The following is a 13506-nucleotide window of genomic DNA, read 5'->3' as shown; positions in this document are numbered from 1 at the left end:
GAAATGCCATGAAAAAGTGGCCAAGACCAGCCCGTTGTCTTAGGTTTCCCCATAGAGAGAAGGAATATCATCGATATCATCAGGAGAGATACATGCAGCCCTCCTCAAGAGAAAGGTTCCCATCAATAGAGGAAAAATCCTTGAGGGAGTCCAGGCGGCATTGCTCTCGTGGGAAATGGCGCATAATTAGAGACAATCCTACGACCAAAAAACGCCTGCCAACCCTATACCTCTTAGGGTAAAATCTGGCTCTCATGGTAGAACACGCCTGACCAGAAAATCTTTGGGAGAAGAGCCGATCAAAGAGCCCTTTTCACGATAAACTTGATGCAGTCCGAGCGGTTCTAGCTCAGGGGTTCTAGCTGTGAGGTTCAGCCTAAGCGGTTCTGGCTTAGGGATTCTGGCTGATGGATTCTCGCTGAGAGGCTCTGGCTTAGGAGTTTTGGCGGAAGGTCCATCGGGACTCTACCTTTCTCCACCCTACCCCGTTTGTTTTTCGCCTCAGCATAATGGTTTTTCTGCTTCTATTCTTTATACTCTTCTCTGCTAACTCCTCTTCTCCTCTTCGTTAAGGATCGTCGTATGAAAACCCTCCTGATTGCCCTTGTTGCAGCCTTTGCTGAAATTTCCGGCTGTTTTGTTTTCTGGACAACGTTGCGCCTGCACAAATCTTTTTTATGGCTTATGGCAGGGCTTGCCTTGTTAAGCCTTTTTGCAGGGCTTCTCAGCCATATGAATACCCCCTACGCCGGAAGGGCTTTTGCTGCCTATGGCGGCATTTATATTGCCTGCTGCCTTGTATGGATGGGAACCATTGAACGTACCATGCCCGATTTATGGGATATCACCGGTGCGGCATTGGCCATTGCAGGGTGTGTGGTTATTCTTTTTGCCCCTCACTCTTAACCCCCCGACCCCACCCCAGGATTATGCCCCAGAATTATGCCCAAGGATTATACCCGAGAACCCTGCCTCAGGATCATATCTCAGGGCCATGCCCCAAGATATGATGCCCCCAAGGTTATTCCAGAGTTATTTCAGGGTTGTTCCAAGGTTATCCAGGGTTGTTGTTCCAGGGTGGGTTATACTCCCCAAGCTCTATTTTCCCGCTCTCCCCATATCTCCTCATGAAATACACCATGGGGAGACAAGCAGCCCACCAAAGCCCCTCTAATCCCTTTCTGCCCTTTCCCCCTACGGCTTATGTTTATGACCCATCATTTTTCATAAAACACTCAATGTCTCTCAGCCCCACTTTCGAGGGAGCCATGTCGGGGAGCCATGTCGGGGAGCCATGTCGGGGAGCCATGTCGGGGAGCCATGTCGGGGAGCCATGTCGGGGAGCCATGTCGGGGAGCCATGTCGGGGAGCCATGTCGGGGAGCCATGTCGGGGAGCCATGTCGGGGAGCCATGTCGGGAGAATTCATGGTTCAGCGTGTTTTCCTTAGGAAGGCAACCCCATTACGGAATAATATTCCACAAATATTTTCTTCCCTCCGTAACTATTTTTTCACTCTTCCTGCAAGGGCCCTCGGTTTTTACTCGTTTTTTAAAAGGCCCTTACGGGCGTTGAGTAAAGAAGAAATTGAATAAAGAGAAAGCCAGCCTCAAAAAGAGGCCGGAAAAAAGAGGCAAGAAGAGAAAGGCAGATTTTCCTTATCAGAGTAAAAAATTGTATTGTATATGGTATATAAATGGCTGTTATGCTACAGACATTACCCTATAACTGAATAACTGATCTCTCGCCAAAAAGGACTTCCACCATGCTGTTTTACCGGCCGCTTTCTGTTTTTCTCCTTGCAGCATTATGCAGCACCTCCCTGGCTGGTTGCGCAGGAGAAAGCCTTGATGCCGGTGCAGAAACCGTAAAAGTTGTCTCTGTTGATCCTTTAAGTAAAGCCTGCCACTTCCTTGGCCAGGTCAGGGGGTCTAACGAAATGTGGATTTCTGATGGCCTGGCCTCGACCATCCAGAGTGCACGCAACGACTTGATAAACCGTGCCTACCGCAAAGGAGCCAACCTTGTTGTCGTGGTCAGCTACGATACCACCTCGCCCACAGAGATCAGCTCTGGCGGTGTGGTAGAAACTGGCGATGCCTATTATTGCACCGAGCTTACGCCACAAACCACCTTTCCGGCCTCACCGCAATTCGGCCCGCTTAAAACCCGACCAGCCCAATAAGGACCTGCTCAATAGCCCCCGATAAAGCTCCGATAAGCCTCCAATAAGGCTCCGTAAACCAACGCCTTAAAGCCTTCAACCCTTAGGCAAAAGGCTTCCACACTGGTGTACGCAAAAACCCTTTGATCAGAATTTTTTATTGGCACTTTTTTTATTGACATTTTTGCAGACCGGCTTTTAAACACCCTCTCCGCTTCTTGCCAGCCTCATCTTCTGGCCAGCTTCGCCTTGCGAGTTGCCAGGTTTACCCTGCGAGAAAAAAGTTACGGTTCCGAGCAAGGAGCATGAGGTAAAAATACAACACACTCCTCTCAGCAAAAGAAACTCTAGAGAGTCTCACCGGCCAGAGAATCTTATAGGCCAAAACGATCGCCAGAAATACCCCGCATAGCAGAAAACTGGTAAAAAACTGGGCAGAAGACAGGACAGGGCACTGGACGAAAAACCATAAGGCTAACCCCTGATAAAGCCTGATAACCCACCAGAAAAACTTATCAGAGAACACCCTTCAAGAAAAAACATTGTGATATGCGAACTTTTAAACGTTAATTCACTTTGTTCTTTTATTGAAGATGTGAAATCTTTGCCCAGAAAAAAACAAAAAATTCATGCAAAGGCTATAAAAATGACTACGCGTTTCAGGGAGCTTTCTAGGAAAAGTTTGGAATAAAGTGAAAAATTCATTTAAAAATCGTTTTTTTAAATTTTGAGTTTACAAAAACTAAATTATTCCTATAACTCATTCACAGAGTTCGCTTCATAATTTTTTGTTAATACTTCGATCAGCAGAATAGGAGGAAAGGAAAGAGATCATGCAAACCCATGCTATACCCAGTAACAAATGTATAGAGGACTTTCTTTTTCACTCTTGTGCGTATACTGTTGCTTAATCGAAATAATAAAGTCGTATTTTCAAATTAAAACCAACTTAAGTTCAGGTAAGAAAAGTCCAGGTAAGATATGGCCATAATCTACAACACAAACTATACTCACAACTCGAATTCCTACCTTACTTTGGCCATTGAACGCTCTGCCAAACAATTGTGGGGAAGTGAAAATATTGTCGTTGCTGATGATATGTCCTTAATGGCCATTGCTGCTACTGGTGAGCACGACGTGCTGATCTGCATTGATGGACAAAGAATAGACATTGAGCAAATCAGGCGCTTGCGTCCCAGTTTTAAAACCATGATATTCTGGGCCTTTGAAGACCCTTTCATGCTCGATATCAACGTTAAAAATACAACATTATTTGACTATGTTTTCACCAATGACCCTTCCTGTGTGCCGCATTATAAAACGACCTGCCATTATCTACCCCTGGCTGCGAACCCTTCATTGCATTACCGGAAGATAAAAACCCCCGAAGAGCTCGATTACGACATTTTCTTTGCGGGAACCATGTGGCCAAACCGGGTGGATGTTTTGCGCCACCTGTTGGTTAGCTTCCCCGAGGCTCGCTTTAAGCTGGTCTGCCCGGTGAACGAATATCTCCCGCCCCTGCCGGCTGATCTGGCAGCTTATGTCATCCCCCGCCCCATCAGCCATGAAGCCTTTATTGATTTTGCCAACGCCAGTGCTGTAACGCTCACCATGTTCCGCAACTACGCCAGCCATGGCGATGTGGGCCAAGCGACAGCGCCCGGCCCACGGTTTTACGAGCTAGGGCTTGCAGGCACTGCGCAGGTTGTGGAAATCCCTTCAGAGATGGATGTGAAATATTTCGAAAGCGTAAAGGGAACAAGCCTTGCCCATAATATTACCGAGCTCACCTCTCATATCCACGCTATCCTGACCAAAAAGGGCTTACGCACCAAGCTGGCCACGGCAGCGCAAAAATCTGTCGAATCGAGCCACCTTTACGAAAACCGCCTTAAGGAAATGGCAACTCTTACCAAGGCGAATTTCCTGCGTAATACCACAGTCCCTAACCCCCAGCCTCCCACACGCAATAACCGTATTAAAGTGATGATGTGCACCCACTCCACCATTCATGAACAGGTTTGGGGCGGAGTTGAGGTTTATCAGCAAATTCTTTGTTCAACCCTAGGGCGCGATGTAGACTTTTACTTCTGGCTGCGCCGTGGAAACCACTGCCGCTTAATCGATGCCAACGGGAAAGAGCTGGAACGCTTTGACATGCCAGAGATTCCCTGGTTGGACAATTTACACGATGGGCCAGAAGAGCGCGCCTTTGCCAGCGTTATTTCCCAATATAATATAGACATTGTCCATTTCCAGCATCTTGGGCACCATGCCTTCTCCCTTCCCATTATCGCCAAGGGCTGTGGGGTTGGGGTGGTATTCTCCTTCCATGACTTTGTAGCCGTATGTGCTCGTTATAATCTGCTGGATTATGACCAGCGTTTCTGTAACATTGAAAAATACTCGCTTACCAAATGTGATATTTGCCTGAAAAATGCTGAAAATATTGAATTTGGAGCTCAGGCCACACGGCGTGGATTTATTGCCAAGGCCATGAAGTGTATCGATATTGGTCTTTTCGGCACAGAACATTCCTATCATCTGACCAAAACCATCTATCCGGTTCTGGAACACAAGAAAAACCACATTATCGGGATCCCTTCTCCTGAAACGGTCTTGCCTGCGGCCAAAAAACAGTACGAACCCCTTGAAGGACGCCCTCTAAGGGTGGCCATTGTGGGCAACTTCCTTCGCTCCAAGGGTGCTGACAACATCCTGAATGTTATCAAAACGGCCAACCTCGACCTTTATGAATTCCATATCTGGGGCTATGTCCCCCCTGATTATGCCTCTGTACTTGAAAATCTGGGGCAGAAAAACGTGATTGTCCATGGGTCTTACTCCCTTGGCGATATCGCCCAGATTGCCATTGCCGATGTGGCCCTTAACCTTTCCATATGGCCCGAAACCTACTGTATCTCCCTTTCTGAATCCTGGCAGTACAACCTTATTCCCATTGTTACGGATATCGGGGCGCTAGGCGATAGGGTTGTCCATGGCGTCAACGGGTTAAAGGTTGAAGTAGGCGATGCCAGCGGGGTGATTAACTGTCTTGAGCTAATCCGTTCTGATGAGCCTTTAAGAAAACAGATGATGGAAACCATTGCCGCCTCTGACCTTGGGGTTAACGCCAACGCCTACGCCAAGGAGCTTTTTGCCATCTATCAGGATGTTTTACCCAAACGCAAATTTGGCTTAAGCAACCTCCAGCTTGATCTAGGCCGCCTGCACTTCCTACCTCATGTCTCCTGGAAACATCAGGCCCCGCCACGCCATATCTTTGATCCACCAACCATCCGCGATGTCTTCACCGAACTACCCGTTCCTGTTACCGATTGGGCCGGGGTGCAGGGGAACCTTTTCTATGTGGATGAAGTGTGCGGTTTCAGACCCAATGTGGATAATGAAAGCAATTTTCGTGAAGCCTATGAATTCTCCATGCAGGGATGGTTTGTGGTGCCGGACATTTCCAACGCTGGGACCATATTTGTTGTTTTGCTCAATACAGAAAATGACGAAGCCATCTTTATGGAAACCCAACGCTCCCTCAGGGAGGATGTCACCAAAAATATCACCTATGCCCCACCGCGTTCTGGCTTCTATACCCGTGTGGCCCTGCGGGGGAAATGGACAGAAGGCACTTACCATATTGCCTTGCTGAACGTCATTAACGGCGAGGCCCACTACCAGCTCACCCCGATTGATATGACCGTTAAGGAAGGGAAAATTATCAGCGTGGCCCAGGTGTTTAACAGCAACCAGACCATTGTTGACAATTTCTTAAACATTACCCGCAAGAATGGCATTATCAAAGGGATTAAATACGAGACTCTCCCTCATGAGAATATCGAATTTAATCCAGAGCTCGAAATGGAGTTTGACTTCCAGGTAGCGACAACCGTTTCTGATGATGAGGCCCTGGCAGCGACCCTTCCTGATATGACCATCTCGGGGTGGGCTTTTACGCGCAAGGCCATGATCCTTGGCTTCCTGTATGTTATTCTGGTGGATGAAAAAACCCACGAATTCTTTGTTTTTGCTACCAATTGCGGGATTCGCCATGATTTAAAAAGCACCTATCACGATGCCCCCCTGTGCAGTGGTTTTGTTTCTGAAATCTGGCTTGATCAGGGGTTCTATGCCACATTAAATGGCCAATACCGCGTTTACTTGGCCAATGTTGTGCATAACAACTACGCCCTTGCTGAGACCAACGTGGTGATTGCCATTGAAAATAATAAAGTCAAGGAAATCCAGGAAAGTAGCCCAAACAGTGAAGAACTTCAGGCTTCTATAAACGCCATTAGCACCAAGCAGTCCAAAAATAAAATTTTTGCATAACCCACCAGAGTTTGATCAATGAAAAAACCGACTGAAGTCAAAACTGAAGCCAAAGAAGTTAAAGACGTCAAAACCACAACCCAGAACAAGGTCATGATCTGTAGTGGTGGCCGCTATGAATCTCAGGCGAACCGCCAGGTTCGTGAATCCATTATGGATGGATGGGCAGCCATAGTGGGAGAAGATAATGTTATTGCCATTAATATTACAGGGGCTGCCGCTGCGGTAGAAACCATACGCCCGACCGTTGTGTTTGCCATTGGCTCTTACCTGCCAGAAAGTATCTATTTCGGGGAAATTTGCCGCAAGGCCCATGCCATTGGCGCTGTAACCGTATTCTGGGCCACAGAAGACCCCTATGAACAAGATGCCTGCTACCGTATTACAGATGATTTTGATGTGATCTTCTCTTGCGATAAGTGGGGCACCAACTTTTATGATCATCCCCATGCCTATCACCTGGCCTTGGGGGCGAGTAAAAAACTGCATTATGTTCCTATCAACACCACGATTGAAAAGAATATCGATGTTTTTTTCTGCGGGGTGGCCTTCACCAACCGTAAAGATATTGTCCGGAACTTGTTGCCTATCCTACGGAACCTTAATATCCGCATTATTGGCCCAGGGTGGGGAGAGTTCGGCATTGGCTTTTCAGATGCTCGTATCGATAAAGAACAGGTTATTGAGCTTTACCAACGCTCAAAAATTGTGCTGAATCTGGGGCGTAGCTTGCATTTTGAGAATAAGCGCTTCATGATTATGCCTTCCTCACCCGGGCCCCGCACGTTTGAGGCTGCCCTGGCTGGAGCCATGCAGATTTTTTATGAAGATACTTTCGAAATCCATACTTATTACCAGAAGGATGAAATCCCGACATTTTCCAATGCTCATGATTTTGAAAAAATCCTTGAGCGATTCCTCGATAATAACAGCCTTATTCTTCAAACCGCCCAAAAAGCCCAGGATCGCACCCTTAAAGATCACACCTATGAAAAGCGCATCCAGAACGTGATGGAAGTTTTAAGAACCCATAATTTTCTGAAAAGCTGACCTCTTTAATAAAATTATTCTGTTTTAAAAAAACATCCAGCTAGAGTGTATAATGTATAATGGTAGAAAAAACGGTAACACCGCAAAAAAAACCCATAACAGAATAATTTTTGATGACAAAAAGCAGACGATTCTGTTTAAAAAACATGCTCTTCATACCTGTATTGACAGTACCACAATATTGGAGAATGGGCATTTTGAGCTAAAAGGCTGGGCTTTTATAGAAGGAAGTAAGGAAGACTCTCTTATTTCTGTTGGGGTTTTTAAAGAAGGCGACATGACGACGCTGGATATTTTTTCCACCAAGATTGTCGCCCGTGCTGATGTTCAAAATGCTTATGGCCGCACTTCTGATCATCTTGGTTTTGAGGTGCAAATTAACCCCCAGCATAGTTTGATCCGCTTTGAGGCCGGCACTTACCGGTTTTGTCTGCTTTCGAAATGTGGAGACATTGTGGGTGGAGAAATTCTTGATGCCTACCTCGTGAAGGCTGATGATAACCCCGATAGTATCCAAAATGCTCCACCCACAGCAGAAGACCTGCTGGTTTTTAACACCTGGCTAATAGCCCGCGCTGAAACTAACTGGCTCCCCTTATGGAAACAGATTGATGAAGTGTGGTATAGGAAAAACTACCCTGCCGTTTCCGACCGTATGCGAGAACTTAGCCTTCACAGCCTGCGGGATTACTACATGACGGAAGGGATAACCCTTCAGCATTCCCCCAACGCCTTTTTTGATGAAAAATGGTATCGCACCCGCTATGGAGCGGTTAATCATGCCGTAGAATCGGGCCTGTTTCGCTCTGGGTTTTTGCATTATTGCCAAAGAGGTGTGAATGAAAAATACGATCCTATCTGGCTCTTCTCGGAAGGATATTATACCGATATCAACCCCGATGTCAGTGAGCGAGACCTCAGCGACCTGTGCTTGCTGAATTTTTACGACCATTACCTTTTTATTGGCGACTTGCAACAACGAAAAGGACATTATCTTTACAACCCCATCCAGGTTTCCAACGAGCTGTACCGCATCGGCTATCACCTGGAAAATATCGGGGCTTATAGCTGTTTAATGTCCCACCGCAAGGAAGTGCTCAAAAGGGTGAACACCACCTTGTTTTTTGATGTGGAATGGTATTTAAACCAGTATCCTAAAGTGGAAAAGGCCATAAAGAAGGAGGAATATCTCTCTGCCCTTCACCATTACCTGACCAACACCACACCTATGGACTTTAACCCTTTGGAGGATTTTTCTGAATCCTTCTATCTGGCCCATTACCCAGATATTGAAAATACCATCCGGGCTGGCTACATCCGTAACGGGTATGAGCATTTCATTAAACATGGGGCAAATGAATTCCGCCAACCTTCTCAAGAGCTTGACCTAAAAACGGTGTATGATGAAAGCCCCAATATCCAAAACAACATCCTCAATGGGCTCATCGAAAACCCTTTTGAAGGCTGGCTGCTGAACAAGCAGCAAGGGTTTAAAAGCGATATGTCGCTACCGGCTGAAGAAGAAAGCCGCATGTTGTTTAAAAGCAAGGCCAGCTACCTTCTCCCGCATGCCTTTCGCCATATTGTAGATTTTTCCTTTCGGGGCCGGCCTGATGTTAGCCTGATCATGGTGTTGAACAACCAGTTTAACCTTACCTTGCAAAGCCTACACTCCATCCGCCAAAATTATAACGGCAATATGGAAATGATCTTGGTGGACTCTGGCTCACAAGATGAGACACGCCATTTAGAGCATTATGTTAAAGGGGCGACAATCCTTAAATTTAACCGCAATATCGGGTTTTTACGCAGTTGTAACGAAGCCTTAACCTATGTGCATTCTGCAGCGATCTTATATATTAACAACGATATCTTCCTTTATCCGCATGCCATTGCCAATGCCCTTAAACGCCTGAACTCCAGCCCAGACATTGGCCTGGTGGGGGGGAAAATCATTCGTAGCAATGGCAAATTGCAAGAAGCTGGCAGCATTGTTTGGCGGGATGGAACGACCTTAGGCTATCTCCGGGATGAAAACCCCAATACGCCAGAGGCTAATTTTATTCGGGAAGTCGATTTTTGCTCAGGCGTTTTCTTGCTCGGTAAAAGCGATGTGATCCACGCCCTCAAAGGGTTTGATCCCATTTTCCAGCCCGCTTATTATGAAGATACGGACCTGTGCATTCGCGCCCAAAAAGCCGGCTACAAGGTGGTTTACGATCCCACGGTGATGATAGAACATATGGAGCATGGCTCTTTTGGGAAGAGTAACTCTGTCAGTCTTATCGGTAAAAACCTGGCCCAGTTTACCAAACAACATGCCGATTTTCTGGAACACAAATACCCCTCTCACCCCGAAAATGCCCTGATGGCAGCCAATAGCAACAAAAAACACCTGAAAGTACTGTTTTTTGAAGACCAGATCCCTTTTAGGGGATTGGGCTCTGGGTATGTACGCTCTAACGATGTGATCCACAGCCTGGTTGAAATTGGCTGTCAGGTCTCTGTCTATCCGGTAAACCCTACGGCAATCCGGGTTGCTGAAGCGTATAATGCCTTTCCCGATACGGTTGAAATCCTGATTAACAATAACATCACCAATCTGGATTCCTTCCTTAAAAACCGCCTGGGCTATTTTGACCTGGTGTGGGTAGGAAGAACCCATAACCTGAACCGGCTCTTGCCCATTTTTAGTAAATGCTACAAATTCTTTCCGTTTGAAAACATTGTGCTAGATACGGAAGCCGTGGTCACCCCCCGCAATTTCATGAAATACCCCCTAGAGGTGCGCAAGGCTGAAAAGGCAGGCATTTCGCTTGAAACCCTGAACCACCCTGAAGATGAGGAAGAGGAACTTAAGGCCGAGCTTAAGCCTGCTTCTTACGCTCGCCAGATTGTGGCGGTTAACGATATTGATAAAAACCACATTATGTCTGCGGGTTATGACAATGTCAGCGTGCTGGGCCATACCATACAGCCTCACCCGACCCCCAGCAATTTTACCCAACGGCGAAATTTCCTGTTTGTTGGCGCTATCCATGATTATAACAGCCCTAATTATGATAGTCTTGAATGGCTCCTTGAGGAGGTTGTTCCCCTGTTGGATAACCTGATGGAGGAAGACTACAAACTCTCTATTGCCGGGTTTACTAAACCCTCTATCAACATTAAAAAAATGAAAATTGCCCCCCATGTCCAACTATTGGGATATGTGGACAATACAGAAGATCTCTACGATGCCCACCGCGTCTTTGTAGCGCCTACCCGTTATGCCGGGGGCATTCCCTTTAAGATTCACGAAGCGGCCTCTTACGGTATTCCTGTCGTTTGCACCTCTCTTCTGGCTGAGCAAATTGGCTGGCAAAATGGTGAAGATCTGCTCGCTACCACCAGTGAAGATCCCGCCCTTTTTGCCCAATGCCTGCACCAGCTCTATACTTCTCAGGCTTTATGGGAGAAGCTTCGCCTTAATGCTCTAAAAAGAATAGAACAGGACTGTAGCAAAGAAACTTTTAACCAGGCTTTGCGAGATATTGTTCACAAGGCAACCCATACGGCACCCCCCTAGAGACATCTTACAAAAACCTCAATCTTCTCGTAGAGAGTTCTATCATTCCTGACAACCATTCCTTACAACAATAATCAAAAGCAGGTCATCCTAGAACAGTTGAGCAAGAAAAAATGCGCTGCCACTTAACAAATCATTTGAAAACTGATAAATAGCAACATAAGGAAAACAGGATTAACAAAGTGAAATTTTTCACCATAACACCAGGAAAACTCTTCTTGCCTGCCCATGCTGTCTATTAGGATAAAAAACCAATACCTGATAGGGGATAATCCCTTGTACCAAAACACCCTCTTCTGTTTTCTGCAAAACCCCTCGATGAAATAAGTTTAAAACAAGTGTTGATTGAACACGCTACCTTAGTGAGGCTTCCTTTGGCAAAAATTCGTTGCATAATGATGGAAAAAAATGAAGATATCCTTCTTGAACCATGGATCCTCCATCATGCATCATTATTTGGTTATGAAAACCTTACCATTATCGATAATGGCTCTTCCAACCCTATTGTCCATACGCTCCTCTCTTATTATGAGACCAAGGGCTGTACGGTATTAAGGCAATTTTCCTCTTCGGAAGATTTTCTCAATAAGGGGGCTGTTATCGCCTCTATCATTCAGGGCTGGGACAATGCCAATGATGAGTACGATTTTGTCTTTCCCCTGGATTGTGATGAGTTTTTAGCCCTTTCCTCCGAGCGAGGCCCCCGCTTTGACAAGGCCAATATTCATCAGGTGTTTGAGAGCCTAAAAGAGCATAACGCCACCTTTGTCCTTCGTCGGGTTTTGCTCAATATTCCACAAGAGCCAGGGTTTTTCCGCACGCAGATTATCCAGAAAGGCTTCTTCAAAAAAGGCTCCCTCGTAGAGCTGGATAGGGGGTTTCATAACCCCGTCTCTATTTTTCCTGAAAACTGGTTTGTAGCCCCCTTCACCCTTATTCATCTTCATAACCGCTACCGGTATGAAGATACCCAAAAATACGCCCGCCAGAAGCTGGAACACTATATTAACCCTGACGATCCTCAGGCCCTGGCTGAGTATGATGGGCCCTTTAAAACCTATTTCCAAATGAGTGAAGAAGACTATCGCAACGGGTATCAAACCACAGCTTGCCTGTTTATCCCCTCGGTCTTAACCCATTTTGAAGCCCTACAATGTAACACCACCCTCATGTTTGGAAATGCTGCCACCCTTCGTACGGAATTCCAGAAAGGAAGCTTGCTGGCCGACCTGGCCGCAACAGCCGGGGGAATAGCCCGCTTTGTCACCACCAACCCCGAAACAGGGGCAGCCCGTTACGAGTTTATTCTTTATGATGCAGAAAGCTATGGTCGACATAATCCGGATATTGTTCAACATCCCCATTATACCACCTGGCCCTTGGTACATTTTCTGGAACATGGCTTTGCAGAACAAAGAAAATGTAACGATATGTTCCCAGCCCCTTTTGCCCTTATCGACCCCGCTTAACACCCCCCCCTACCTTGCCCCCTGACCTAAGAGAGACGATAAGCTCTCAAAAGTCGCGTCTACTCAGAATTGCGCCTACAGCGAAAACGAATAAGAGCATGCCTTTAAAAACGGGCATCGATCTTATTCGCTTTTTGCATAATATCCTTTTTTCTCTTTGAGAGAATTTATTCCTTATTGGCCTGTTATCTTAGCCTTTAAGGATAACCCCACACAGCAGGGGATAAACTGTTCCAGCAATAAAACATTTAAATGCGTATCATTATTATTTTTAGTTTTCGATAAAGTTGTTTTTATTTTTTGTAAATTTTCTATTTACTTGCCAAAAATAAAAAAACCAAAATACTGGTTAAAATAGAGAAAAAATTTTCTATTTACAAATCATTAAAATTTTATTAATTTTATTTTTGCGGTCTTAACTACATCTTTAGATGGTTATATTTGTTTTGTATCGCATAATTTTCTTGCTAAACTCCCACCAGCTTCGGTAGTCCCTTCGTAGAAAGGTCTGTTGAAGCTGGCTTTTTAGCAATCGGTAAAAGCATGTTCCCCCCCGATCTGGGCTGCGTAAGTTTTTAAAAAAAGTACCGTAGGTTTCTCAATGGGCTTTTAATTTAGCCCTTACGGCATCCTGTTGAGTTTATTGTTATGTGCAAAAACAAACTAAACCGTAAGGCATAGGTAAACATTCTACCTTCTTTGTGTAGAAACTCGCTACTTCATACACTCTAATAGGAGCCATATCCAAAATCATGGCAACTTCATCCATAACCACTTTAGGAATCCACGACCTTCCTGTTTCTTCCAATATCTGATTTTGCACCAGATAAAGAAGCGGCCCCATAGGCCCCGTAAAATCCCTGTAAAATCCCTCTAGGAGGGTTCACTCCCCACAAGCCCTGCCTTTAT

General features: G+C 45.8%; 7 protein-coding genes and 1 pseudogene. 7 read left to right on the top strand and 1 reads right to left on the bottom strand.

Annotated elements, in window-relative coordinates; translation table 11 throughout:
- The first annotated feature begins 582 nt into the window (after window positions 1-582).
- From JGUZn3_RS05170 to JGUZn3_RS05140, 7 genes are all read left to right on the top strand, one after another.
- Window positions 583-906, top strand: a complete 324-nt coding sequence (locus JGUZn3_RS05170) for a YnfA family protein (RefSeq protein ID WP_203414589.1) — start codon at window positions 583-585, stop codon at window positions 904-906.
- Window positions 907-1281: 375 nt separating this feature from the next.
- Window positions 1282-1449 carry a glycine zipper family protein gene (locus JGUZn3_RS12885; RefSeq protein WP_203414588.1) on the top strand — a complete coding sequence of 56 codons (168 nt, stop codon included), beginning with the start codon at window positions 1282-1284 and terminating at the stop codon, window positions 1447-1449.
- A 315-nt stretch (window positions 1450-1764) separates the two neighbouring features.
- Complete coding sequence (locus tag JGUZn3_RS05160) at window positions 1765-2184, top strand: DUF4156 domain-containing protein (RefSeq protein WP_203414587.1); 420 nt, start codon at window positions 1765-1767, stop codon at window positions 2182-2184.
- A 960-nt stretch (window positions 2185-3144) separates the two neighbouring features.
- Entirely contained in the window at window positions 3145-6510 is a 3366-nt protein-coding gene (locus JGUZn3_RS05155; RefSeq protein ID WP_203414586.1) for a glycosyltransferase, read from the top strand.
- A gap of 18 nt (window positions 6511-6528) precedes the next feature.
- Window positions 6529-7560 carry a CgeB family protein gene (locus JGUZn3_RS05150; RefSeq protein WP_203414585.1) on the top strand — a complete coding sequence of 344 codons (1032 nt, stop codon included), beginning with the start codon at window positions 6529-6531 and terminating at the stop codon, window positions 7558-7560.
- A 52-nt stretch (window positions 7561-7612) separates the two neighbouring features.
- Window positions 7613-11128 carry a glycosyltransferase gene (locus JGUZn3_RS05145; RefSeq protein ID WP_203414584.1) on the top strand — a complete coding sequence of 1172 codons (3516 nt, stop codon included), beginning with the start codon at window positions 7613-7615 and terminating at the stop codon, window positions 11126-11128.
- A 395-nt stretch (window positions 11129-11523) separates the two neighbouring features.
- Window positions 11524-12597, top strand: coding sequence for a glycosyltransferase family 2 protein (locus JGUZn3_RS05140; RefSeq protein ID WP_203414583.1), 1074 nt, complete (start codon window positions 11524-11526; stop codon window positions 12595-12597).
- 700 nt (window positions 12598-13297) lie between these two features.
- Here JGUZn3_RS05140 and JGUZn3_RS05135 read toward each other — a convergent pair.
- Window positions 13298-13435 (bottom strand): annotated as a pseudogene (locus tag JGUZn3_RS05135) (NAD(P)H-dependent oxidoreductase subunit E); the annotation flags it as partial.
- Between the last annotated feature and the right edge of the window lie 71 nt (window positions 13436-13506).

Source organism: Entomobacter blattae (assembly GCF_014672835.1).
GTDB classification, from domain to species: domain Bacteria; phylum Pseudomonadota; class Alphaproteobacteria; order Acetobacterales; family Acetobacteraceae; genus Entomobacter; species Entomobacter blattae.
This window is presented reverse-complemented; position numbering and strand designations above follow the sequence as displayed.

Coding starts and splice junctions, on each gene's coding strand:
- JGUZn3_RS05170 (WP_203414589.1), top strand. CDS start 583: ATGAAAACCCTCCTGATTGCCCTTGTTGCAGCCTTTGCTGAAATTTCC.
- JGUZn3_RS12885 (WP_203414588.1), top strand. CDS start 1,282: ATGTCGGGGAGCCATGTCGGGGAGCCATGTCGGGGAGCCATGTCGGGG.
- JGUZn3_RS05160 (WP_203414587.1), top strand. CDS start 1,765: ATGCTGTTTTACCGGCCGCTTTCTGTTTTTCTCCTTGCAGCATTATGC.
- JGUZn3_RS05155 (WP_203414586.1), top strand. CDS start 3,145: ATGGCCATAATCTACAACACAAACTATACTCACAACTCGAATTCCTAC.
- JGUZn3_RS05150 (WP_203414585.1), top strand. CDS start 6,529: ATGAAAAAACCGACTGAAGTCAAAACTGAAGCCAAAGAAGTTAAAGAC.
- JGUZn3_RS05145 (WP_203414584.1), top strand. CDS start 7,613: ATGTATAATGGTAGAAAAAACGGTAACACCGCAAAAAAAACCCATAAC.
- JGUZn3_RS05140 (WP_203414583.1), top strand. CDS start 11,524: ATGATGGAAAAAAATGAAGATATCCTTCTTGAACCATGGATCCTCCAT.